General features: G+C 68.7%; 25 protein-coding genes and 2 tRNA genes. 14 read left to right on the forward strand and 13 right to left on the reverse strand.

Features of this window, described 5'->3' with window-relative positions:
- The coding region (selA, locus tag DQP57_RS17060; RefSeq protein ID WP_112634024.1) for an L-seryl-tRNA(Sec) selenium transferase at positions 1-1,032 on the reverse strand (1,032 nt) is incomplete at its 3' end.
- Positions 1,033-1,050: 18 nt separating this feature from the next.
- Positions 1,051-1,145: transfer RNA gene (locus DQP57_RS17065), tRNA-Sec, on the reverse strand.
- Between the two features lie 45 nt (positions 1,146-1,190).
- Between DQP57_RS17065 and selD the strand changes: the two genes are divergently transcribed.
- The 9 genes from selD (at position 1,191) to DQP57_RS17115 (ending at position 11,033) form a co-directional block, all read left to right on the forward strand.
- Positions 1,191-2,192: a selenide, water dikinase SelD gene (selD, locus tag DQP57_RS17070; protein ID WP_430919527.1), complete on the forward strand. Its 1,002-nt coding sequence runs from the start codon at positions 1,191-1,193 to the stop codon at positions 2,190-2,192.
- 192 nt (positions 2,193-2,384) lie between these two features.
- Positions 2,385-5,696, forward strand: coding sequence for a formate dehydrogenase (fdh, locus tag DQP57_RS17080; RefSeq protein WP_240631794.1), 3,312 nt, complete (start codon positions 2,385-2,387; stop codon positions 5,694-5,696).
- A complete protein-coding gene (locus tag DQP57_RS17085) occupies positions 5,671-6,654 on the forward strand; it encodes a 4Fe-4S dicluster domain-containing protein (RefSeq protein WP_112634027.1) in 984 nt (327 codons plus the stop codon). The genes fdh and DQP57_RS17085 overlap by 26 nt, the downstream gene beginning before the upstream one ends.
- The gene (gene nrfD, locus DQP57_RS17090; protein ID WP_112634028.1) at positions 6,651-7,736 is read left to right on the forward strand and encodes an NrfD/PsrC family molybdoenzyme membrane anchor subunit; all 1,086 of its coding nucleotides are present in this window, start codon (positions 6,651-6,653) and stop codon (positions 7,734-7,736) included. Before DQP57_RS17085 ends, nrfD begins: the two co-directional genes overlap by 4 nt.
- A 71-nt stretch (positions 7,737-7,807) precedes the next feature.
- Positions 7,808-8,794, forward strand: coding sequence for an LLM class F420-dependent oxidoreductase (locus DQP57_RS17095; protein ID WP_112634029.1), 987 nt, complete (start codon positions 7,808-7,810; stop codon positions 8,792-8,794).
- A gap of 186 nt (positions 8,795-8,980) precedes the next feature.
- Positions 8,981-9,382, forward strand: coding sequence for a malate dehydrogenase (locus tag DQP57_RS17100; protein WP_112634030.1), 402 nt, complete (start codon positions 8,981-8,983; stop codon positions 9,380-9,382).
- Between the two features lie 52 nt (positions 9,383-9,434).
- The gene (locus tag DQP57_RS17105; protein WP_112634031.1) at positions 9,435-9,989 is read left to right on the forward strand and encodes a type 1 glutamine amidotransferase domain-containing protein; all 555 of its coding nucleotides are present in this window, start codon (positions 9,435-9,437) and stop codon (positions 9,987-9,989) included.
- A gap of 103 nt (positions 9,990-10,092) precedes the next feature.
- Complete coding sequence (locus tag DQP57_RS17110) at positions 10,093-10,782, forward strand: HemK2/MTQ2 family protein methyltransferase (RefSeq protein WP_112634032.1); 690 nt, start codon at positions 10,093-10,095, stop codon at positions 10,780-10,782.
- Positions 10,779-11,033 carry a CDGSH iron-sulfur domain-containing protein gene (locus DQP57_RS17115; RefSeq protein ID WP_112634034.1) on the forward strand — a complete coding sequence of 85 codons (255 nt, stop codon included), beginning with the start codon at positions 10,779-10,781 and terminating at the stop codon, positions 11,031-11,033. Before DQP57_RS17110 ends, DQP57_RS17115 begins: the two co-directional genes overlap by 4 nt.
- Here DQP57_RS17115 and DQP57_RS17120 read toward each other — a convergent pair.
- From DQP57_RS17120 to DQP57_RS17145, 6 genes are all read right to left on the reverse strand, one after another.
- Positions 10,960-11,982 (reverse strand): iron-containing redox enzyme family protein, encoded by a 1,023-nt coding sequence (locus tag DQP57_RS17120; protein WP_112634035.1) that lies wholly within the window; start codon positions 11,980-11,982, stop codon positions 10,960-10,962. The two genes, DQP57_RS17115 and DQP57_RS17120, sit on opposite strands and share 74 nt — an antisense overlap.
- An 88-nt stretch (positions 11,983-12,070) precedes the next feature.
- Positions 12,071-14,287: a SpoIIE family protein phosphatase gene (locus DQP57_RS17125; RefSeq protein WP_112634037.1), complete on the reverse strand. Its 2,217-nt coding sequence runs from the start codon at positions 14,285-14,287 to the stop codon at positions 12,071-12,073.
- Positions 14,284-14,910, reverse strand: coding sequence for a SpoIIE family protein phosphatase (locus DQP57_RS17130; RefSeq protein WP_112634038.1), 627 nt, complete (start codon positions 14,908-14,910; stop codon positions 14,284-14,286). The genes DQP57_RS17125 and DQP57_RS17130 overlap by 4 nt, the downstream gene beginning before the upstream one ends.
- Entirely contained in the window at positions 14,903-15,313 is a 411-nt protein-coding gene (locus DQP57_RS17135; protein WP_112634040.1) for an ATP-binding protein, read from the reverse strand. The genes DQP57_RS17130 and DQP57_RS17135 overlap by 8 nt, the downstream gene beginning before the upstream one ends.
- Positions 15,303-15,692 carry an STAS domain-containing protein gene (locus DQP57_RS17140; protein ID WP_112634042.1) on the reverse strand — a complete coding sequence of 130 codons (390 nt, stop codon included), beginning with the start codon at positions 15,690-15,692 and terminating at the stop codon, positions 15,303-15,305. The genes DQP57_RS17135 and DQP57_RS17140 overlap by 11 nt, the downstream gene beginning before the upstream one ends.
- A gap of 22 nt (positions 15,693-15,714) precedes the next feature.
- A complete protein-coding gene (locus tag DQP57_RS17145) occupies positions 15,715-16,617 on the reverse strand; it encodes an STAS domain-containing protein (RefSeq protein ID WP_112634044.1) in 903 nt (300 codons plus the stop codon).
- A 161-nt stretch (positions 16,618-16,778) separates the two neighbouring features.
- Here DQP57_RS17145 and DQP57_RS17150 point away from each other — a divergent pair, with 161 nt between their 5' ends.
- Positions 16,779-17,147 (forward strand): STAS domain-containing protein, encoded by a 369-nt coding sequence (locus DQP57_RS17150; RefSeq protein WP_240631795.1) that lies wholly within the window; start codon positions 16,779-16,781, stop codon positions 17,145-17,147.
- A gap of 198 nt (positions 17,148-17,345) precedes the next feature.
- Positions 17,346-17,846 (forward strand): DUF6328 family protein, encoded by a 501-nt coding sequence (locus DQP57_RS17155; RefSeq protein ID WP_112634048.1) that lies wholly within the window; start codon positions 17,346-17,348, stop codon positions 17,844-17,846.
- A 14-nt stretch (positions 17,847-17,860) separates the two neighbouring features.
- Here DQP57_RS17155 and DQP57_RS17160 read toward each other — a convergent pair whose 3' ends face one another.
- Positions 17,861-18,547, reverse strand: a complete 687-nt coding sequence (locus tag DQP57_RS17160; RefSeq protein WP_112634078.1) for an HAD family hydrolase — start codon at positions 18,545-18,547, stop codon at positions 17,861-17,863.
- Between the two features lie 240 nt (positions 18,548-18,787).
- Between DQP57_RS17160 and DQP57_RS17165 the strand changes: the two genes are divergently transcribed.
- From DQP57_RS17165 to DQP57_RS17175, 3 genes are all read left to right on the forward strand, one after another.
- On the forward strand, positions 18,788-19,105 hold the full coding sequence (locus DQP57_RS17165; protein ID WP_112634050.1) for a hypothetical protein: 318 nt from the start codon (positions 18,788-18,790) through the stop codon (positions 19,103-19,105).
- A gap of 143 nt (positions 19,106-19,248) precedes the next feature.
- Positions 19,249-19,551, forward strand: coding sequence for a DUF4193 domain-containing protein (locus tag DQP57_RS17170; protein WP_112634052.1), 303 nt, complete (start codon positions 19,249-19,251; stop codon positions 19,549-19,551).
- 103 nt (positions 19,552-19,654) lie between these two features.
- Entirely contained in the window at positions 19,655-20,302 is a 648-nt protein-coding gene (locus DQP57_RS17175; RefSeq protein ID WP_112634053.1) for a restriction endonuclease, read from the forward strand.
- Positions 20,303-20,347: 45 nt separating this feature from the next.
- Here the strand turns inward: DQP57_RS17175 and DQP57_RS17180 are convergent, their stop codons facing one another.
- The 4 genes from DQP57_RS17180 to DQP57_RS17195 all read right to left on the reverse strand — a co-directional run bounded on the left by DQP57_RS17180 (position 20,348) and on the right by DQP57_RS17195 (position 23,570).
- On the reverse strand, positions 20,348-21,037 hold the full coding sequence (locus DQP57_RS17180) for a GAF and ANTAR domain-containing protein (RefSeq protein ID WP_112634054.1): 690 nt from the start codon (positions 21,035-21,037) through the stop codon (positions 20,348-20,350).
- A gap of 263 nt (positions 21,038-21,300) precedes the next feature.
- Positions 21,301-21,377 (reverse strand) — tRNA-Pro (locus tag DQP57_RS17185).
- A 61-nt stretch (positions 21,378-21,438) separates the two neighbouring features.
- Positions 21,439-22,554 (reverse strand): PLP-dependent cysteine synthase family protein, encoded by a 1,116-nt coding sequence (locus DQP57_RS17190; RefSeq protein WP_205869150.1) that lies wholly within the window; start codon positions 22,552-22,554, stop codon positions 21,439-21,441.
- The gene (locus DQP57_RS17195; protein WP_240631796.1) at positions 22,551-23,570 is read right to left on the reverse strand and encodes a metallophosphoesterase; all 1,020 of its coding nucleotides are present in this window, start codon (positions 23,568-23,570) and stop codon (positions 22,551-22,553) included. Before DQP57_RS17195 ends, DQP57_RS17190 begins: the two co-directional genes overlap by 4 nt.
- Positions 23,571-23,612: the final 42 nt, after the last annotated feature.

Below are 23,612 nucleotides of genomic sequence, written 5' to 3' on the forward strand. Positions count from 1 at the left end.
ATAACGAAGCCGCCCGACGTCGGCGACCAGCGCCTGGGCCACCGGCGGAGGAGGCCCGAGCAGCGTCGCTTCCAGCGCGGCCAGCGTCAGCTTGTCGACCCGCAGGGCGCGCGCGGCCGGGTGGCGCCGGATCCGCACGATCAGCTCGGAACGGCCGAAGAGCAACCCCGCCTGCGGCCCGCCGAGCAGCTTGTCCCCGCTCGCGGTCACCAGGTCGGCGCCGTCGGCCAGCATGGACGTCGCGTCCGGCTCGTCGGGCAGCACCGGGTGCGGCGACAGCAGGCCCGAGCCGATGTCGACCACCAGGGGGACGTCGAGCTTGCGCAGTTCGGGTGCCAGCGTCGCGACGTCCACGGCCGAGGTGAACCCGGTGACGTGGAAGTTGGACGGATGCACCTTGAGCACGAAACCGGTCTGCGGCCCCAGCGCGTCGGCGTAGTCGCGCAGGCTGGTGCGGTTGGTGGTGCCGACCTCGCGCAGCCGCGACCCGGTGGATTCGAGCAGTTCGGGGATGCGGAAGCCGTCGCCGATTTCCACCAGTTCGCCGCGGCTGAGCACGATCTCCTTGCCTGGGGCCAGCGTCATGGCGGTCAGCAGCAGCGCGGCGGCGTTGTTGTTGACGACGTGCACGCCGCCGGCGGTGGGGACCGCGCCGGCTAACGCGGCCAGCGCACCCCGGCCCCGGCGCGCGCGCCGGCCCGTCGCCAGGTCGAACTCGACGTCGGTGGCCCCGCCCGCGGCGACCACCGCGTCCAGCGCCGCCCGCGACAGCGGGGCGCGGCCCAGATTGGTGTGCACCACCACGCCGGTGGCGTTGATCACCGGCCGCAGGCTCGAGGCGGTGGCGGGAAGCGCGGCGATCGCGTGTTCGGCGACCTGCTCGGGTGAGATCTCTCCCGCACGCGCCCGTCGCTGCGCCGCGGTGATCACCGACTTCACCAGCGCGCGGCCCAGGACCCGCTGCGCCGCGGCCAGCCGCGGATCCGCGAGCAGCGTGTCGGTGCCGGGCACCCGCCGGCGCGGATCGGTCATCGCGGATCCGGAAGAACATGGCGGAGGCGGACGGGAATTGAACCCGCCAACGACAGCGACTGCCGTTCGACGGTTTTGAAGACCGCGCCGGTCACCAGACCGGACACGCCTCCTTGAGCCATGGCGCCAATTGTCGCAGCCTTCGGCGCGCGGGCACCATGGACGCCGTGACGTACCGATTGACTCAATACGCCCACGGCGGCGGCTGCGCCTGCAAGATCCCGCCCGGTGAGCTCGAAGACGTCGTCCGCGGTCTGGGCTGGCACCCGCCGCGCGACCCGGTCGGGGAGCTGCTGGTGGGCCTGGATCACGGCGACGACGCGGCCGTGGTGCGCATTCAGGACGGCACGGCGCTGATCGCGACCACCGACTTCTTCACCCCGGTGGTGGACGACGCCTACGACTGGGGCCGCATCGCCGCCACCAACGCGCTGTCCGATGTCTACGCGATGGGCGGGCGTCCGGTCGTCGCGGTGAACCTGCTGGGTTGGCCGCGCGAGGTGCTGCCGTTCGAGCTGGCCACCGAGACGCTGCGCGGCGGGCTGGATGTGTGCGCAGTGGCCGGCTGCCACCTGGCCGGCGGGCACAGCGTCGACGACCCCGAACCCAAGTACGGGCTGGCGGTCACCGGGATCGCCGACCCAAAGTGCTTGCTGCGCAACGATTCCGGCAAGCCCGGCACGCCGCTGTCGCTGACCAAGCCGCTCGGTGTCGGCGTACTGAACAACCGGCACAAGGCCACCGGGGAGCGCTTCGAAGAGGCGGTCGCCGTGATGACCACGCTCAACGCCGACGCGGCCGCCGCGGCGCTGGCGGCCGGGGTCGAATGTGCCACCGACGTCACCGGTTTCGGGTTGCTTGGGCATCTGCACAAGCTGGCGCGGGCCAGCGGCGTGACGGCCGTGATCGATTCGGCGGCGGTGCCCTACCTGGACGGCGCGCGTGCGGCGCTGGCCGCCGGCTACTTGTCCGGCGGCACCCGGCGAAACCTCGACTGGGTGGCGCCGCACGTCGACCTGTCCGCCGTCGCGCAGGACGACGCCCTGTTGCTCGCCGACGCGCAGACCTCCGGTGGGCTGCTGATCGCCGGGGAGATTCCGGGAGCGCCCGTCATCGGCGAATTGATACCGCGCGGCGAGCACACCATCGTGGTGCGCTGATCGGACCCACGGCACTAGGTCGCATGGCGACCCGCCGCGCTCGGCTTCGCCGCGCTTGCGATCGCCACTAGGTGACAACGTGGCGACCCGCCGCGCTCGGCTTCGCCGCGCTTGCGATCGCCACTAGGTGACAACGTGGCGACCCGCCGCGCTCGGCTTCGCCGCGCTTGCGATCGCCACTAGGGTGACAACATGGCCCTGCGCAAAGTGTTCCTGGAATGGCCCGTCCTGCGCCAGTTGCGGTCGACGGACAAACTCGGCCGCGGCTCGGCGGTGACCTCCAAACACACCCGCGCGCTGGCCCCGCGCACCACCACGGCTGACCGTGTCGTGCAAAGCGTGTGCCCGTACTGCGCCGTCGGCTGCGGGCAGCGGGTGTACGTGAAGGACGAGCGCGTCGTGCAGATCGAGGGCGATCCCGACTCGCCGATCTCGCGAGGCCGGTTGTGCCCCAAGGGTTCTGCCAGCGAGCAGCTGGTGAATTCGCCGGGACGTCAGCTGCAGGTGCTTTACCGGCCGCCCCGGGCCACCGAGTGGCAACCGCTGGAGCTGGACACCGCGATCGACATGATCGCCGACCGCTTCGTGGAATCACGCCGCAACAGTTGGCAGGACATCGACAAGAAGGGCAACCTGCTGCGCCGCACTATGGGTATCGCCGCGCTCGGCGGCGCCACCCTGGACAACGAAGAGAACTACCTCATCAAGAAGCTCTTCACCGCCGCGGGCGCCATTCAGATCGAGAACCAAGCTCGTATTTGACACAGCGCCACGGTTCCCGGTCTGGGAGCCTCCTTCGGGCGCGGCGGCGCCACCCAATCACTGCAAGACATGGCCAATGCCGACTGCATCGTCATCCAGGGCTCCAACATGGCCGAGTGTCACCCGGTGGGCTTCCAGTGGGTGGAAGAGGCCAGGGCGCGCGGCGCCCGGCTGATCCACGTCGACCCGCGCTTCACCCGCACCTCGGCGGTCGCCGACCGGCACATCCCGATCCGCGCCGGTTCGGACGTGGTGCTGCTCGGCGCGCTGATCAACCACGTCCTGTCCAACGACCTGTGGTTCAAGGAGTACGTCGTCGCGTACACCAACGCCGCCACCCTGATCAACGAAAGCTTCAGGGACGCCGAGGATCTCGGTGGCCTGTTCTCCGGCTTCGATCCCGAGACCGGTCAGTACGACACCTCGAGCTGGGCCTACGAAGAGCGGGATGACAGCGATCTCGACTCGCCCGCCACCGGCCACCCGCACGGCGCCACCGCATCGCAGAGCGCGGCGGGTGACGAGCACGGCAGCGGCGGCCCACCGCTGGCGCACGCCCGGGTGCAGCGCGACGAAACCCTGCAGCACCCGCGGACGGTGTTCCAGATCCTCAAGCGCCACTACGCCCGCTACACCCCGGAGATGGTCAAGGACGTCTGCGGTATCGGCCGCGAAGATTTCGACTACCTGGCCCGGTCCATCGTGGAGAACTCCGGGCGCGAGCGCACCACCTGCTTCGCCTACGCCGTCGGCTGGACCCAGCACACCCTGGGCGCCCAATTCATCCGCACCGCAACGATTTTGCAGCTGCTGATGGGCAACGTCGGCCGCCCGGGCAGCGGCATCATGGCGCTGCGCGGTCACGCCACCATCCAGGGCTCCACCGACATCCCCACGCTGTTCAACCTGCTGCCCGGCTACCTGCCGATGCCCAAGGCGGGCATGCACGACACCCTCGCCGACTACCTCGACGCGGTCGGATCCAAGAAGCAGAAGGGATTCTGGGCCAACGCCGACGCCTACACCGTCAGCCTGCTCAAGGCGTGGTGGGGGGACGCGGCGACCGCCGACAACGACTGGGCGTATGACTATCTGCCGCGGTTGTCCGGCCCGCACGGCACCTATCAGACCGTGATGGGGATGCTCGACGACGAGGTCGAGGGCTACTTCCTGCTCGGGCAGAACCCCGCTGTCGGTTCGGCCCACGGCCGCATGCAGCGCATGGGCATGTCGCATCTCAAGTGGCTGGTGGTCCGCGATCTCAACCTGATCGAATCGGCCACCTGGTGGAAGGACGGACCCGAGATCGCCTCGGGCGAGCTGAAGACCTCGGAGATCGAGACCGAGGTGTTCTTCCTGCCCGCCGCCACGCACGTGGAGAAGGCTGGATCGTTCACCCAGACGCAGCGGCTGGTGCAGTGGCGGCACAAGGCCGTCGAGCCGCCGGGCCAGTGCCAGAGCGAACTGCAGTTCTTCTACGAGCTCGGCAAGCGGATCCGGCAACGGCTGGCCGGATCGACCGACGAGCGCGACCGGCCGCTGCTGGACCTGACGTGGGACTACCCGACCGACGAGCACGGCGAACCCGACGGGGAGGCGGTGCTGGCCGAGGTCAACGGATACCGCGTCGACGGCGCCGGACCGCTGACGTCCTACACCGAGCTGCGCGCCGACGGGTCGACCGCCGCCGGGTGCTGGATCTACACCGGGGTGTACGCGAACGCCACCAACCAGGCCGCGCGCCGGGTGCCGCACGGCGGTGCGTCGCCGAGCCAATCGGAATGGGGCTGGGCGTGGCCCGCCGACCGGCGGGTGCTCTACAACCGCGCGTCGGCCGACCCGGCCGGCAGGCCGTGGAGCGAGCGCAAACGTTACGTCTGGTGGGACGAGGGGCAGGGCCGCTGGGTCGGCTACGACGTGCCCGACTTCGTGGTCGACCGGGCCCCCGGCAGCCGCCCCGACCCCGATCTCGGTGGACCGGACGCGCTGGCCGGCGACGACCCGTTCATCATGCAGGCCGACGGCAAGGGCTGGCTGTTCGCGCCGAAGGGTGTGGTCGATGGGCCGCTGCCCACTCATTACGAGCCGCAGGAGTCACCGGTGGCCAACGCGCTGTACCCCCAGCAGCGCAGCCCGGCGCGAATCGTGTTCCCGCGCAAGGACAATCTGAGCGCACCCAGCGCCGGCGACCCGGGCGCTGACGTTTACCCGTACGTCTTCACCACCTACCGGCTCACCGAGCATCACACCGCGGGCGGCATGAGCCGGTGGCTGCCCTACCTGTCCGAGCTGCAACCGGAGATGTTCTGCGAGGTGTCCCCGGAACTGGCGGCCGAACGCGGCCTGGAGCCCTACGGGTGGGCCACCATCATCTCGCCGCGGGCCGCGATCGAGGCCCGCGTGCTGGTCACCCAACGGGTCAGCCCGCTCCTCATCAACGGCCACACCGTGCACCAGATCGGCCTGCCCTACCACTGGGGGGTCGGCAGCGACGCGGTGGTCAGCGGGGACGCGGCCAACGACCTGCTCGGTGTGACGCTGGACCCCAACGTGCAGATCCAGGAATCCAAGGCGGGGGCGTGTGACATCCGTCCGGGCCGCCGCCCGCAGGGCGAGGAGCTGTTGCGGCTGATCGCCGACTACCAGTCACGCTCGGGCGTCACCACCGAGACCGGTAATGAACGGGTGAGCGATTCCGTCTGGGAAGGGGGAGCCGATGGGCCAGCTGACCGGACCGACTGACCCGGCCGCGGCCGCCGGGTGGCCGGATGCCAAGCCGCGCAAGGGTTTTTTCACCGATACCTCGATCTGCATCGGCTGCAAGGCCTGCGAGGTCGCGTGCAAGGAGTGGAACCGCAACCCGCGCGACGGCGACCTGGAGCTGCTCGGGTCGTCGTACGACAACACCGGCGCGCTGGGCGCCAGCACGTGGCGGCACGTCGCCTTCATCGAGCAGGGCCGCGACCGCATCGAAGAGGCCCGCGAATCCGGCCGTGCGCTGATCAATCTCGGCATGCCCGCCCTGCCTGGCGCCGCGAAAACCGCTGAGGCCGAACTGGTTTCGCAGCCCCCGCACACCCCGGAGTTCCGCTGGTTGATGTCGTCGGACGTGTGCAAGCATTGCACCCACGCCGGCTGCCTGGACGTCTGCCCGACGGGAGCGCTGTTCCGCACCGAGTTCGGCACGGTGGTGGTGCAGCACGACGTCTGCAACGGCTGTGGCACGTGCGTGGCGGGCTGCCCCTTCGGCGTGGTCGAACGGCGCAGCGACGGCACCTACGCGACGCCGGCGGAACGTCCGGGTCGGCCGAAGGAGGAGTACGTCACCGGCGTCGCCCAGAAGTGCACGCTCTGCTACGACCGGCTGGTCGAGGACCAGATACCGGCGTGCGCCCAGACCTGCCCGACAACGTCGATCAAGTTCGGCGATCACGACGAGCTGGTGGCCCAGGCGCGCGAGCGCGTCGCCCAGCTGCACGCCGAGGGACGCACCGAGGCAAGGCTTTACGGCGCCAACGAGAACGACGGCGTCGGCGGCACCGGGTCGGTATTCCTGCTGCTCGACGAGCCGGAGGTCTACGGGCTGCCGCCCGACCCGCGGGTGTGCACGGCCGACCTGCCGACCATGGTCAAGCGAGCCGGCCTGGCCGCGGCCGGCATGGTCGGCGCGGCCGCGCTGGCATTCTGGAGGAGTCGATGAGCACCTCGGAATTCGACAGCTTCCGTCCGCCCGAGCCCAAGGGCGGCAAGCGCCGCAAAGGCAGGCGCGCCGGGCGCCGCGGCGCCGCGGACGGCTCACGCGAGATGCCGATGGTTCCCGACGCCGAGTTCACCTCGTACTACGGGCGGCCGGTGGTCAAGCCCGCGCCGTGGGGACACGAAGTGGCGGCGTACCTGTTCCTGGGGGGCGTCGCCGGTGGGTCGGGTCTGCTGGCGGCCGGTGCCCAGCTCACCGGTCGAAACACGTTGCGCCGCAACACAAGGCTGTCCGCCCTGATCGCAGTGGCCCTGGGCGCCGTCGCCCTGGTGAAAGATCTCGGCCGCCCCGAGCGCTTCGTCAACATGCTGCGGACGGTCAAGTTGACCTCGCCGATGAGCATCGGCTCGTGGATTCTGAGCTTGTTCTCGGCGGGCATCGGGGTGGCCGCGGCCGCCGAGGTCGACCGGATGACCGGCGAGCGAATCCCGTTGGGCCCGTTGCGGCCCGTGCTGCGCGCTGTGGAGGGGCCGGCCGGATTGGAGGCCGCCGTGTTCTCGGCGCCGCTGGCGGTCTACACCGCGGTGCTGCTCACCGACACGGCGACCCCGACGTGGAACGCGGCATATCGAGACCTGCCGTTCGTGTTCGTCAGCTCGGCGAGCTTGGCCGCGTCGGGGTTGGCGATGATCACCACGCCGGTGGCCGAGGCCGGGCCCGCGCGCAAGCTGGCCGTCATCGGCGCGGTCAGCGATCTGATCTCCGCCAGATTCACCGAGTTCCGGATGGACCCGGTGACCAGGGAGCCGCTGCACCACGGCACGCCGGGCCGGTTGCTACAGGGGAGCGAATTGCTCGCCGCCGCAGGCGGTTTGGGCGCGCTGTTGGGCGGCCGGCACCGGGGCGTCGCCGCCGTGTCCGGCCTGGCGCTGCTGGCGGCATCGGCCATGCTGAGGTTCGGATTCTTCGAGGCGGGCAGGGAATCGGCCGCCGACCCCCGCTACACCATCGAGCCGCAGAAGCGCCGGCTCGCCGCGCGCAGGGCCGCCGGCGTGACCGGGGACGCGATCACCACCGCGGACTGAGGATGCGGACGCGGCGCGGGGTGGCACGACGGCGTCGTTTGCGCCCTGCGTAGTCGGGTACTCCGTCACGCATGACGAATTTTGGCTACACTTTGATGACCGAGCAGAGTGGACCCAAAGACCTTGTCCGGTATGCGGTTTCGGCGGAAGAGCGTGGCTTCGACTTCCAGGTGTGTAGTGATCATTTCTCGCCGTGGCTGACCACGCAGGGGCATGCGCCGAACGCCTGGGCGGTGCTGGGTGCGGTGGCACAGGCCACCGAGCGGGTCGACCTCTACACCTATGTGACGTGCCCGACCATGCGCTATCACCCCGCCGTCGTCGCCCAGCAGGCGGCCACGGTGCAGATCCTGTCCGACGGACGGTTCACCCTGGGTCTGGGCAGCGGTGAAAACCTCAACGAACACGTCGTCGGCAAGGGCTGGCCCACCGTCACGCGGCGGCAGGACATGCTGCGCGAGGCCATCAAGATCATCCGCGAGCTGTTCGGCGGTCAACTGGTGGACTTCACCGGCGACTACTTCCAGGTCGATTCGGCCCGGCTCTGGGACGTGCCCGACGTCCCAGTCGGCATCGGGGTCGCGATCGGCGGCACCAAGGCCGTCGACAAGTTCGCCAAGTTGGCCGACCACCTGATCGCCACGGAGCCCAAGAAGGAGCTGGTCGACGCCTGGCACGGCGCCCGCCAGGCCGCCAACCTGGCCGGCGGCGGACGCGTGGTCGGCCAGATTCCGGTGTCCTGGGATCCCGACCGCGACACGGCGGTGAAGCGAGCGCACGACCAGTTCCGCTGGTTTGCCGGCGGCTGGAAGGTCAACGCCGATCTGCCGACGCCGGCCGGCTTTGCGGGTGCGACCCAGTACGTGCGGCCCGAAGACGTCGCCGAGACCATTCCCTGCGGTCCCGACCTCGATGCCATCGTCGAGGGTGTGCGGCCGTACTGGGAGGCCGGGTTCACCGATATCGCGCTCGTGCAGATCGGCGGCGACGCCCAGGAGCGGTTCCTCGCCGAAGCCGCCGAGCCGTTGCTCGCGGCGCTGCGCGACGCAGCGAACTGACCGCAGGTTTGACCGCTTTCCGCTCGGGTACCCGCGTCGCAGTCGTGCGGCAGCCGGCCAACGCCCGTCGGGACGGCGGTGCGGCGGGAGTGAGCACCGCGTTCGGGCGGTGTTGGCCCCGCAAATCGCTGTAACACCGCCGTGGCGCGGATGTCGGCGCGGCGGCAAAGCTAGGGGGAGTGGAAGGTGAGCGATCGGACCGACGGCACGACGAACACGCTCGTCAAGGCCCTCAGCGGCGCCAGTTTCGGGCTGGGCATCGGTGAACTGGTCGCCCCGGGGAAAGTCGCCGCACTTGCGGGCGTGGATGACACCGGCCGGTCGCGGCGGGTGATCCGCGCGCTCGGGGTTCGCGAATGCGGGCATGGCGCCGCGCTGCTGGGCGGACCCGCCACGTTGGTGTGGACCAGGGTGGCCGGAGACGTCCTTGACCTGTCCCTGCTGATTGCGGGCGTGGCGGCTCGCGGCCCGGGGCGGCGGCGTCGGGGCGCCATTTCGGCGGCACTGCTCTGCGGTATCGGCGGACTGGACCTCTACACGGCATTACGCACGAGCGGCAACGGGGATCGGCGAGGCGCTCCAGCGTGACGAGCGCGGTGAGCGGGAAGAAATCGGTGATCGCAAGAAAGGAGATCGACGAATGTCAAATGAGTTGCAAGGCAAGAAAATTGCGATTTTGGCGGCCGACGGAGTGGAAAAAGTGGAGCTCGAACAGCCGCGTGCGGCGCTGCAGGAAGCCGGCGCCCGGGTCGAGTTGCTGTCCCTGAAGGACGGCGAAATCCAGGCGCGTAACCACGATCTGGAACCGGCGGGAACGTTTGCCGTCGACCGCAAAGTATCCGAGGCCTCCGTGGACGACTTCGACGGCCTGGTGCTGCCGGGCGGCACGGTGAACCCGGACAAACTGCGCATGGACAGTACCGCGGTGTCCTTCGTCCGTGATTTCGCCGAATCGGGCAAGCCGGTGGCGGCCATCTGTCATGGCCCCTGGACGCTGGTGGAAGCCGGTGTGGCAGTGGGCCGGACGCTGACCTCGTACGCCAGCATCCGCACCGATCTGCGCAATGCGGGCGCCCACGTCGTCGACGAAGAGGTCGTGGTGGACGGCAACCTGATTACCAGCCGCTCCCCCTCGGATCTTCCGGCCTTCTGCGCGACGATCCTCAAGCAATTCGCGCAAACGACCACCGGCTGACCGCGACTTTTCGGCCGGTCCGTTTGAATCCGCCGGTTTGCGGGCATTATCCCGCCAAGCCGTGATCAGCGGCAATCCTCGTAGGGATCTTGAAAGGCCAACAGTGACAACCACGTATCCCGAGCCCGCTGTTTCACCGGTGCCCAACGTGTACCAGCCGCAGGAGGACTCCCGTTTGCTGGTGGATGTGATGCACGACTCCGGCCTGATCCCGGGACGTCGTGTGCTCGATCTGTGCACCGGCAGCGGGTTCGTCGCGATCGCGGCTGCGGCAATGGGATGCGCCAGCGCCACCGCCTTCGACATCTGCCCGCAGGCGGTGCGTTGTGCCAGGGAAAACGCGGCGGTGGCGGGCGTGCAGGTCGACGTTCGCGAGGGCTCCTGGAGCGCGGCGGTGGATGACGCGCCGTTCGACGTCGTGGTGTCCAACCCGCCCTATGTGCCCACTCCGCCCGGCGCCGAGGCGGACGAGATCTGCCCGGCCGCGGGACCGTCCTGGGCCTGGAATGCGGGCGCGGATGGCCGGATGATCCTCGATCCGCTGTGCGAGACCGCGCCAAAGTTGTTGCGCGACGGTGGATCGCTGCTGCTGGTCCATTCGGCGCTGTCCGGCGTGCAGCAGTCGCTGGACGCCCTGAAGTGGGCCGGGATGGACGCGAAAGTGATTGCGTCCAAATGGATACCGTTCGGTCCGGTGATGTCGTCGCGGGCCGAATGGCTCGAGGACATCGGCCTGATCCCGCGCGGCCGGCGCGAAGAAGAGCTGATCGTCATCCGCGCGGAGAAGCGATGACCGCTACCCGGGTACAGGTGGTGCCCAACGGGCCCGTGCTGGTCTCGGGCCCGGTGCGCATCGAGATGCCCAATGGCGATGTCGTCGAGTCCGACCGGTTCATGGTGGCGATCTGTACCTGTCGGCGCAGCGACCGCTACCCGCTGTGCGACACCAGCCATCGCCGGTGCCGTCGCCTCAAAACGCCGGAACGCTCGGCTGCTCCAGCGGCCTCCGCAGCGACGTCTGATTCTGCCGCCACGACGTCATAATCCGTTCCGCCAGACGGTCTTCCACCGCGGCGTGCGCCCGGATCCCAAAGATGACGTCGCGCTCGAGGTGCGGCTCCTGGGCGACGAGATCGCCCACCACATCGATGCGGACGACATGCTCGTGCACCGCGTCGGCCTCGACGTGCTCGCTGTAGAACTCGACGCAGGCCGCCGGCGCCTGCAGGCGGCGCAACGCCTTCACCATGCGCTGTGACCCCGGCGGTGAGGTGATCTCCGTCGAGGCGAAGTGCCCGATCGCGGCGCCGCGCATCGCGCGGTGCAGCCCGAACAGCGACATCAGGTTGACCACCGCCAGGGATTCGGCGGGCACCGCGTCGATGTAGCCCCAATACGTCGGATCCAGTCCCGCCGCCGACAGCAGATCGGCGAACAACTGCTGGTGCAGCCGCGCGCCCTGTCCGGCGCCGTACTCGTCGAATTCGACTGCCACGAACGCCGCTTTGGCGACTCCACGCAGACGCGGAATGGCCCACGCGTGCGGATCGCCCTCCTTGAGGTGATACAGCGAGCGGTGCACGAAGTATTCGCACATCTGCTGCCACGTCCCGGTGTCGCGCAGGTAGTAAGACGGGCCGGTGCCGTCCACGGGTTCGACCGTCAGCGCTTCCATCTCGGCCGCCGCCGTCTGGTCGGGGTCGATGTGTCCGACGTCGCGGCGCACACCGGCCAAAAACGCGCGTTCCAGTTCGGCGCGCAGCCCCAGCAACGCGGGGTTCCATTCCCAGGCGGGATCCACACCGTTGAGGCCCTGGTAGTGCAATTCGTAGCACATGGACAACGCCAGCTGCAGATCCAGCCCATAGGGATCGGAATCGCGCGCGGACGCGCCGATGCGCGCCAGGTGATCGCCAGAGGGTGGGCCGGCCAGCGCGCAACGCACGGCTGTTGACAACGGCCCGTGCGCTGCAGGCAGGACGGGTTCGGTCATGGTCGATGCGTGGGTCACGCCGATGTCTACCCGCTACGCGGGGTGGGCAAACGGTGCGGCGGGGCCGCCATAGGGTTCCTGACCCGCCTCAGACGGCCGCTGACGGCAGCCGGAAGGTGATGTCGGCGGTGGTGCCGGCGGCGGTGGTGTCCAGCTCCATGGAATCGCTGAGCACCCGCATCAGCGGCAAGCCGCGGCCACCGGTACCCGGATTGGCGGCCGGCGTCTTCCACGATCCGTAATCGGTGATCCGGGTGCGCACTTCGTCGCCGGTGAGGGTGACTTCGAGCAACATCGTTCCGGCGGCGAAGCCACGGTAAGCGTGTTCGACGCAGTTGGTGCACGCCTCGTTGACCACCAGCACGATGTCCGCAGCCAGCTCTTCGGTGACGCCTCCGGCGTGCAGCCAGTCGGCCAGCCGATGCCGGATGCGGACCAATTGGTCTGCGGTCGCGACGGTTTCGATCCGCAGCGGGTTGTGCAGATGTCGGTAGATCACCATCGCGACGTCGTCGTCGTACCCCGCCGCGGGAGCCAGCTTACGAAGCACCTCATCGGCGACGGTGTCCAGCGGTGACGTCATAGTCTGCGCCAGAACGTCTGCGGCGCGGGCGATTCCGTCGTCAATCGATTCGTGCTTGCGTTCGACAAGCCCGTCGGTGAACAGCATGAGCGTCGAGCCGGGCGGCAGCACCTGGATGGTTTGCGGGCGCGGCTCGGTCCGGCGCACCGCGAGCGGCACCGACGCGCCCTCGGTCAACAGCGTGACCGCGCCGGGCTCCGGCCCGACCAGGACGGCCGGCATGTGGCCGGCGTTGCTGTACTGCAGCACCCCGGTCTCGGTGTCCAGAATCGCAAGGAACACCGTGGTGCAGTACGCATTCGGGATGAGCGATGCCGCCGAATCGAGTTGATCGAGCAGCACCGCGGGTTCGGCGCCGTTGATCAGCAACGCCCGCGCAGAGCTGCGCAGCTGCCCCATGATCGCGGCGGCGGGCAGGCCGCGGCCCACGCAGTCGCCGACGACGATGCCGATGTGGTGCTCGCCGATCGGGAGCACGTCATACCAGTCGCCGCCGATCTCCAAGGGCGGGACCGCGGGTTCGTAGCGAACGGCGAAGCCCGGCGGCGGCTGGACCGGTGGCAGCATGGCGCGCTGCAAGGTCAGCGACGTCTCACGCGCGCTCTCGAACTGGCGCACATGCTGCATCGCCAGACTCAGGTGGCTGATCAGCACGGTGACCAGTAGCCGATCCTCCCCGCTGACCCACCGGGGTGTCCGCAGCTCCAGCCACAGCGCCAGGTCCCCGGTGCCGGAGAGCACCGCGACCAGTCCCAGCGCCTTACCCGGATTCTCGGGCGCCTCAATCGTTTTCGCCGTCAGCGGCAGTTGGTGACGTGCGTCTTGAAAGGTGTTGCGCAACCACGGATCCAGCGTGCGCCAGGACGAGGCCGAGGGCTGGCCCGCCACTTGGACGGTCGGGTCGCCTTCACCGTTGGGCCACGAGACCGCGATCACCCGCTGCACGTCGATCGCCGTGCTGCACTCGTCGAGGGTGATCGACAGCAGTTCGTCCACGCTCTTGGCCACCGCCACCGCGGTCGCCAGGCGCAGCACCGCGCTTTCCCGGGCCGCGAACGCACGCTCGGCGGTGACGTCACGGATCGTTCCCACGTAGGCGTCTCGATCGCTGCCGGTTTCCTTCACCGCGTTGATGCTCACCTTCACCCACGCCAGATGGCCGTCGGCATGGCGAATCGGTGTTTCGTAGTCGGCCCTACCGTGGCTCAGCACCCGGGTCATCTGTTCGGCGGCCGTCTTCGTGTCGACCAGCCAGGGGTGCGGCCACTTGTACGGCAGGCCTTCGTTGGGGAATCCGAGAATCTCGATGAAGGCGCTGTTGATCTCGACCACCGAGCCCTTGTGATCGGCGACGAAGAAGCCTTCCTGCAGGGAATTCACCAGCGCGGTACGGAATTTGTCGCGGTCGGCCAGCCCCTCGGCGCGGGCCCGCTGCTCGGCGTAGCGTCTGTTGCCGTCGATGAAGCCGCGCGTCGCGACGTCAAGCGGGACCAGCAGCTGCAGCAGGAATTCCAGCGCGATCGGCGCATCGACGCGCACGTCGTCGGAGATTTCGAAGATCAGCCGCACGTGGTGCTCGACGATGTCGAGCAGGCTGATCTGCTCCTGTAGTGCTCTGCGCCCGAGCTCGTTGCCGATCGCCAGGGTGACCTCGTCACGCGAGTCCAGATAGGTGCGTAGCGCGGCCTCGTACTGGTCGTAGAAGTCGTTGTGGCCGCTCAAATCGTTACTCCCCTATGACGTGCCGCCAAAACCATCGCATCGTCGGTCTCCTTCGCGTCCTTGCCGAGGAGTCCTTCGGCGATGGCGACGGCCGAGGCCGAAAAGTCGATGTGGTCCAGGTAGTCTTCGGCGATCCCGTCGGTGCTCATCACGATCAGGTCACCCGGGCGAATCGAAACTACTTGCGCCGGCCTGATTTCCGGTATCCGGTAGCCGACGATACCGGCGGCGAGTCGTGCACTGGACCGAACCTGGATACCGGTCGGTGCTTTGGCCACCACATCGGCGGTGACATTGCCGACGCCGGCCCAGGTAAGCGTGCTGTCCGCGAAATCCACCCGTGCCAACGTCATTGCGACCCCTCTGGTGCCGGCCAGCACGCGATGGCACAGCTGGATCAAGACCTCGATGCGCTCGGACCTGGCGCGGGTGACCGCGTCGACGGCGCGCAGCGCGGCTTCCGCGGCGGGCGGCCCGTGGCCGAGCCCGTCCACCACCCCGAACAGCGCGGCCGCACCGTCGATGTCGACCGCGATGCCGCGGTCACCACAGGTGTACTCGCTGGGCAAAGGCCTACCCGCCCTTGCCCATTCGATGGGGCCGAATCGCCCGTTCTCATGCACGAGGGGGAACCCATTTCCACATTTCGATGACGGTCCCCTGGCCGAGGGTGGACTCGACGACCAACCGGTCCATCAGGCGGCGGGCGCCCGGCAGGCCCAAGCCCAGGCCCCGTCCGGTCGTGTAGCCGTCTTCCAACGCCCGCTCGATGTCGGCGATTCCGGGACCCTGATCTTCGGCGCGCACCACGAGGGCCTTGTGGCCCTCGCGATCGGCGATGGCGACCCGGACGGCGCCGCGGCCGGCGTAGCTGGTGATGTTCCGCGCGATCTCCGAGATCGCGGTGGCGATCATCGTGACGTCGGTGAGCGAGAATCCCAGATCGAGGGCAAGTTGGTGGCCGGCTTTGCGGGCTTCGACGATGTCGTCGGGGTGGTCGATGGCGACGACGATATCAGCCGCCACCGTCGAGCCCGATCGTTGACTTCCCAACTCCGCCTTGGCGATTCAGCAGTGCCAGGCCCTCCTCGAGGTCCAGCGCGGTGTTCATGTCGTCGAACGCAAGCCCCAGCTGGACCATCGCGAAGGCCACCTCGGGCTGCAGACCCACGATCACGGTGTCCGCCCCGCGTAGCCGGGTCATATGCGCGATCGTGCGCAGCGACCGGGCGGCGAAGGAATCCATCACATCTATTGCGGTGACGTCGACGATGATGCCCTGGGCGCGGAACTGGCTGACCCGTTCCATCAGGTCGTAACGCAGACGTTCGGCGTCGGAGTCGGTGAGGGCGGCCTGTACCGACGCGATGAGGATCGAGCCCTGTTTCAGGATCGGTACTGGCATGGGATGCTCGTGTCGATTGTGGTTATCCGGTCTGTTCGCCGGTGCGGGTGACCTCGTAGCCCAGGAGGCGTTCGGCTTCCTCGATGCCGCCTTGCAGGTCGCCGACGGCGTTCATCTTGGACAGGTCCAGCCCGATGGTCACCAGCGTCAGCGCGATCTCCGAGGACAGGCCGGTGATGATCACGCTGGCGCCCATCAATCCCGACGCGTCGACCGTCTGCACCAGGTGGTTGGCCACCGTCGAGTCGATGGTCGGCACACCGGTGATGTCGATGACCACCACCTTGGCGCGGTTGGCGCGGATGGCCCGCAGCAGCTGTTCGGTAACCTGGCGGGCGCGCTGGCTGTCCAGCACGCCGATGATCGGCAGGATCAGCAGCTGCTCGCGCACCTGCAGCACCGGCGTCGACAGTTCGCGGATGGCCTCCTGCTGCTGGCGGATGATGCGCTCGCGTTCCTGCACGAACGACACGCCCACGGTGTTGGCGATGCGGTTGGCCGCGGGCTCGTAGGCGTCCAGCACCCGGTTGAGCATCTCGAACTCGGTCTGGTACTTCTCGAACAGCGAGCGGGCGAGCACGTCGCGCAGCAGCAGGACGATGCCGAGCACCTCGTCGGTCTCCACCCCTCGCGGGATGATGCGTTCCGACAGGTCACGCGCGTAGGCCTGCAGCGCCTCGACGCTACCGGTCTCGAGCACCTCGACGTAGTTGTCGTAGACGGCCGTCGCCTCGGAGAAGAGTTCCTCCGGGGTCATCGCGGTGAGCAGCTCGGCCTCGGTGATGCGGCGGGCCCACTCCTCGCGCAGAACGGTCCGATTCTGCCGCAGATGCTGAACGAGCTGCGGCAACAGGCCCTCGCTGGAGATGCCGACAGTCTGCGCGACCGTGCCGGTACTGTTGAAATCCGACGGCGAATCTGACATCTGGCCTCCCGAGTGCCACGTCGCGCCCTGCGGTCTGCAGTTCCTTTTGCGAGACTAGCCTGGGTTGTCGCGGGGCACGTGTAGAGGGCATATTCTTCTCGCAGTTCGTAACGGCAGGCTAGGGTTGAATCCACGCCACGGCCCAGGACAAAGGATTGCCATTGTCAGCTCCTGATTCGATTACCACGTTGGTTGAGGACCACGACGGGGTGTCCGTGGTCAGTGTCAGCGGCGAAATCGATTTGGTCACGGCGCCCGCCCTCGAACAAGCCATTAGCGCGGTCGTCGCGGATAGCCCGACGGCGCTGGTCATCGATCTCTCGGCGGTGGAGTTCCTCGGCTCGGTCGGGCTGAAGATCCTGGCCGCGACCTACGAGAAGCTGGGCAAGCAGACCGGGTTCGGCGTGGTCGCACGCGGCCCGGCCACCCGCAGACCGATCCACCTGACCGGTCTGGACAAGACCTTCCCGCTGTACCCGACGCTCGACGACGCGCTGACCGGGGTGCGGGACGGCAATCTCAACGGCTAGCAATCCACCCCGGCGGCGTCCGGTCCGCGCCACGCCCAACCGGGCGCACCGATCGCTTGCCTGACAACAGCTTTGGCGCGATCGCGGCGCGTCCCGCATTCGCATCTCATCGATCTCGTGACCTGTTCCCGGTTTTCCCGTGCACACGGAGGCCCCGAAGGGGTCTGTGCGCCCCACTCCAAGTGCGATGATCAGGCTATGGACGTCGATGATCCGCAATCCGACCAGCGGTGGGATCACCGTGAGCGAGGCGAGACCGAAGTTCAACGGCTGGACCGGAATTGGAACAGCCTGCTGCAGGAGCTAAGGGTGGTCCAGACCGGGGTGCAGCTGCTGACCGGCTTCCTGCTGACCCTGCCGTTCCAGCAGCGCTTCGACGTGTTGGGGCCGCCGATGCGCGTAATCTACCTGGCCACCGTGGTGTGTGCGGTGTGCGCGACGGTCCTGCTGATCGCCCCGGTGGCGATGCACCGGATGCTGTTCCGGCGTCATCGGCTCCAAGTCCTGGTCTCGGCCGCGCACCGGTGTGCCTATGCCGGGCTGGCCCTGCTCGGTCTGGCGGTGATCGGCCTGACCACGATCATTTTCGCCGCGGTGGCTGGACGGACCGTCGGCTTGATCGCCGGAGCGTGTGCGCTGCCGCTGTTCACCGTCTTCTGGTGGGTGCTGCCGCTGCTGTTGCGGACGCACGGCGACTGACGCGAACCGCCCGATCAGCGCCCGGGCGCCAGCGCCGCGATCCGGGTGGACTCCAGGTGTTCGAGCAGGTCGCGTGGATCGGCGAAAACGGGGTCGGCCCCTGCCTCCCGCAGCTCCGCACGGGAGATGCCACCGCTCGTCAGCCCGATGCACGGTAGTCTCGCGCCGGCCGCGGCGTGCGCGTCCCACACGGCGTCGCCGACGAACACCGCGTGGTCGGCATCCACGCCGGCGCGGTCCAGGGCCACCCGCACGATGCCGGGTTCGGGCTTGGCGGTGTCGACGTCGCGCGACGAGGTGGTCTCAGAGATGACGTCGTCGCAATCGAGCACCTTGCGCAGAATCTCCAGTTCGTCTTCGGGCGCCGAGCTGGCCAGCACCACCTGCAAGCCCAGCTCGGCCACGCGGCGCACCAGGTCGCGGGCGCCGGGCAACGGCTGCAGCAGCGGCGTGATCTTCCGGTAGTACTCGCTGTGCTTGTCGCTGAGGCGCTCCCGCACGTCTTCCGGGGCGTCGTCGGAGAGTTTGCGCACCAGCCTGGAACCGTCCATCCCGATGCAGCGATGGATTTTCCAGGACGCCACCACCATGCCCTCGGCGTCGAACGCGCGCTGCCAGGCGTACACGTGCAGATAGTTGGAATCGACCAGGGTTCCGTCGACGTCGAACAAGACGGCGGGGCGGCCGCCGTGCGCCGTCAGGGCAGGCTCCCTACACCGGCTCCCGGGCACCCGCCCGCGTGCGATCGTGAAGTCATGTGCCCGGCATACCCAGGCCGGGCGTGACTGACACGGCCCGACTCTCGTTTGGTCCTGGGGCCAAAGGGTATCCGGGGGTGATGATCCGCTACGCCGGAGCGGCTTTGCCGCGCCTGCCGGCTGAACCGGCCAAAGCCGGACGGCTTGTGAATAACATTGGCACGCAATAGTTTTCGACGAGGGATGACGTTGGATTACCGCAAGAACGCCCCAGTGGACCATGCCCGTACCACCCGTCAGCACGCCGGCGAATCCCTCCAGAATGGTGCCAATGCGCCCGGCCTCGCGGGTTCGGCCGTCGCGGTGATTGCCCTGACCGTAGGCCTGTTCGCCGTGGCTGCCGGCCATCTGGTGACCGGCGCGGTCGCCCTGATCGTGGCCGTCATATTGGGCGCGCTGAGCGCGGTCTGGCTGCTGCGCACCCACCGCAAGGTCCGTGAGGCCGAACTGCGCTGGCACTCCGAGCATTCCGACCAGCCGGCGCCACCGCCCAGCAGCTGAGCGGTCGCGGTTTGCCCGTCGGGGAGACGCCGGCATCTTTTTTGGTCGCATTGGTGTAGCACACCCCCGAACGGGGTACTGCCTGCGCCACGGGGGAGTACAGGAAAGTGCGTCAACCCGTTCCAGAGCAGGAAGGAACCCCTATGGCGACCACCACTGACTACGACGCACGCCGTATATCCGACGCGGACACCCAGGACAAGTCCTCGCTGCGCGAATTGGCGCCGACCCTGCAGGAAGCCGCCACCACCGTCGTGGACGAGGACCCCAACGATGTGCACTTCTTCGAGCTGCCGGGCGCCGACCTGTCCGGGGAAGAGCTGTCGGTGACCGTGATTCCCCAGCGGGCCGACGAGTTCACCTGCTCGAACTGCTTTTTGGTGCAGCACCGTAGCCGGATGCGGGCCACCAGCTCCGGCCTTCCGGTGTGCGCCGACTGCGCCTGACGCCGCCCGGCCGAAAGCTCCCCGGGCGGGGTGAGCCGCGCGCTGCGGCGCGATCGCGGAGCTGCGCCGGATTGTCGGTGGCATCCGCTAGGTTCAGCCCACGATGGACAAGGTGCTCGGGTCGCTGCTCCCGCTGGGGTTAGCGCTCCCTTGGTATTTCACGCAGCGGGCCACCGGTAGTTTGCCGGCGGGGTGCGCGGCCGGCCTGGTTGGCCTGGCCGCCGCGGTGGCGATCCTGTGGTGGCTTTCGGTGCAGCGGGATCGACACCAGGCCGGCGCGCAGCGGCGGCGCGACCTCAAGTGCGCGAAAGCCGGGCTGCGGACCATCGATCGGATGACGGGCACCGAGTTCGAGGAATTCGTTGCGGCGCAGCTTCGCATCGCGGGCTACAGCGTCACGCCCACGGCAACCACCGGCGACTACGGCGTGGACCTGATCGCCAAGAAGGACGGTGCCCGCATGGCCGTTCAATGCAAAAGGCTGGCGAAGGCGGTGGGGGTCGCCGCGGTCCAGCAGGTCGTGGCCGGGGCGCTGCACCATGGCTGTAACCGGACGGTCGTGGTGACCAACCAGACGTTCACCAAGGCGGCTCGCCGCCTGGCCATCACGCATCAGTGCCGCCTGGTGGGGCGCACCCAGTTGCAGAGCTGGACGCGAATCCCGACCGTTTCCGTGCGGGGACCGCGCCGCACCCCCGGGGTCGCTGCCCACGCCAGGCCGCAGCGGCTGGAACCGGAGTGGGAAGGGTAGCGAAACGGCCCGCGCCACAACGATGTTCGGGCCAGGCAAGTGGTGTCAGCGCCGGGTCGCGTCCTCGATCACCCGGCGCGCGATGTCGCGCAGCGGGGTGTTCATGCTCTGCGACAGTTTGATCAGCGTGTTGAACGCGGTCTGATCGTCGAGGTCGTAGCGCTCGATGAGGATGCCCTTGGCCTGTCCGATCATGTCGCGGGTGCTCAGGGCTTCCTTGAACTGTTGGGTGCGCACGACGTTGCTCCATGCCAGGGCGCCCAGCGTGGCGAAGATGGCGGCAATCCGGCGGGAGTCTTCGGAGAACGCCCGGGGGCGATCCGCGTAGAAGTTCAGGGCGCCCATGCTCAGCTCGTCGGCGAACATGGGCAGCGACAGGACACTGCGAATCGGCGTGTGGGCGAGCGCGTCGGCCTGATACTTCGGCCAGCGTTCGTCCGTCTCGAGGTCGTCGACGACGACGACCTTGCGGGTCCACGCGGCGTGCACGCACGGCCCCTCCAGGTGGCGCTGCTGGAACTCGTCGAGCAGACGGGCGCTGTCGTGGGTGACCGACGGGGTGCTGACCTCGTTCTGCCGGCTGGTGACGGTGATCCCCGCCTCCTGAGCCCCCGGCACCCAGCGCGCCGCCGCGCCGGTCAGGTCGTCGAGCACCTGCGGGAAGTCCGAAGCGTCCGCGGAATAGATGGCGCGCAGAACGTCGGTGAGCAGGGTCAGATCGTCAAGATTGGTCACTGAATGTCGCCCTCATGCTTCGAGACCGGTTACAGGCATTTCCGCGCCGTTTTCTGCAGCCTGCGGTCTCGCGAGGCGATCACTGATGAGTTATGACGGCGACGAACGTCAATGCTGTCTGCTTAGCATTACGCGAGATGCAGTATATCGGCCCGGTTTTGGGTGATTGCGCACCACACCTGCTCCGGGCGAACGCCCGTTGACGACCGCCACACGGCGGTCGACGACCGGCCGGAACGGCTGACGACCGATCGATGTCAGACTGGTCGGGGTGGCGGGATTTGAACCCACGGCCTCTTCGTCCCGAACGAAGCGCGCTACCAAGCTGCGCCACACCCCGCTTGAAGCTCCGACAGCCTATCGCACCGGCCCATCGGCTGGCCAAACCGCCGTGCGCCGGGTCACGCCCAGGAGCACGATCGCTCGAACTCGACCAGCGCCTCGGCCGGGCCCGCGGGGTCCAGTCCCTGCGCGGTCACCCACTCGTCGCTGAAATACGTGTCGCGGTAGCGGTCGCCGCTGTCGGCGAGCAGCGTGACCACCGAACCGCTGCGGCCCTCGGCGACCATCTCGGCGAGCAGGCCAAACGCACCCCACAGGTTGGTGCCCGTAGACGGCCCCACCCGGCGCCCCAGCACCGCGCTGACGTGCCGCGCGGCCGCGATCGACGCCGCGTCCGGGACGGCCAACATCCGGTCGACCACGCCGGGCAGGAACGACGGCTCCACCCGCGGCCGGCCGATGCCCTCGATGCGCGACGAGGTGGGCAGCACGACGTCGTCGCGGTCCTCGGCGAAGGCGGGGAAGAACGCGGAGTTCTCCGGATCGACGACGCACAACCGGGTCGCGTGGCGCCGGTAGCGGATGTAGCGCCCGATGGTGGCACTGGTTCCGCCGGTGCCCGCACCGACCACGATCCATTCCGGGACCGGGTATTCCTCCTCGCGCATCTGCTCGAAGATCGATTCGGCGATGTTGTTGTTGCCCCGCCAGTCGGTGGCGCGTTCGGCGTTGGTGAACTGGTCCAGGTAATGCCCTCCGGTCTCGCCGGCGACCCGCTGGGCCTCGGCGTAGACCTCGCTGGAGCTCTGCACGAAATGGCAACGGCCGCCTTGGGCTTCGATGAGCGCCACCTTTGAGGTGCTCGTCGCCGCGGGCATCACGGCGACGAACGGCAGCCCCAGCAGGGCCGCGAAATAGGCCTCCGACACCGCCGTCGAGCCCGACGACGCCTCGACCACCGTGGTGCCCTCGTCGATCCAGCCGTTGCACAGCGCGTAGAGGAACAACGAGCGTGCCAACCGGTGCTTGAGGCTGCCGGTGATGTGCGTGGTCTCGTCTTTGAGGTATAGCGCGACCTGAGCCCCGGGGCCGCCGGTGCTCCACGCCGATGGCAGGGGATAGCGCAGCAGATGGGTGTCGGCGCTACGCCGGGCGTCGGCCTGGATCAGCCGGATCGCGTTGTCGGTCCAGCAACGTGAGCGGCTGCGGACCGCGATCCGGGTCTGGCCGGTCAACGCACCGATGCTGTGGGCTGCGAGCGGGTCAGGTCGCTGGCCGCGTCGCGGTCGCCCATCGGAGCGGCGATCAACGTCAGCAGGGTGGCCTCCGGACGGCAGCAGAATCGCACCGGCGCGAACGGTGAGGTGCCCATCCCGGCGGACACATGCAGCTGCATGTTCGCGCCCCAGCGCGACGGACCCTTGGCGCGCGAGCGGTCCAGACCGCAGTTGGTCACCAGCGCGCCGTAGAACGGCAGGCACACCTGCCCGCCGTGCGTATGTCCGGCCATCACCAGCTGATAGCCGTCGGCGGCGAAGCGGTCCAGCACCCTGGGCTCGGGCGAATGCGTCAGCCCCAACCGCAGATTCGCCGCCGGGCTGGCCGGGCCGGCGATGGTTTCGTAGCGGTCCCGGTCGAGATGGGGGTCGTCCACACCCGCCGCGGCGACGTGCAGGCCGGCCACTTCGAATTCGCGTCGGGTGTGGGTGAGGTCGAGCCAGCCGCGCTCGGTGAAGGCCGCCCGCAGGTCCTGCCAGGGCAGCGGCTCGCCGCGGACCCGGTGGGACGGGTTGGTCACGTAGTTCAGCGGATTCTTCAACGTGGGCGCGAAGTAGTCGTTGCTGCCGAACACGAAGACACCCGGCCGCGACAGCAGGTCGCCCAGGGCCTGGATGACCGACGGCACCGCCTTGGGGTGGGCCAGGTTGTCGCCGGTGTTGACCACCAGGTCCGGCTCCCAGCCGGCCAGCTCGCGCAGCCACTCCTGTTTGCGGCGCTGGCCGGGCGTCATGTGGAGGTCGCTGACATGCAGCACCCGCAGCGGCGTCGAGCCCGGGCTCAACACGGGCATGGTGATCTCGCGCAGGACGAACGCGTTGCGCTCGATGACCGCGGCATAACCGAGGCCGGCGACGCTCGAAGCAAGGGTGGCGGCGCCGGCACGGATCAGGACGGGCACAGCTCGGCGACGATGCGGGCCGCGAGGCGGCCCGGGGAGGAGCCGGGCAATCGGGACTTGAGCATCAGCCATGCTGGCAGCCTACTGCCGGTCGCGGACTGGCAGCGTATCTCT

The organism is Mycobacterium colombiense (assembly GCF_003284935.1).
Lineage (GTDB): Bacteria > Actinomycetota > Actinomycetes > Mycobacteriales > Mycobacteriaceae > Mycobacterium > Mycobacterium arosiense_A.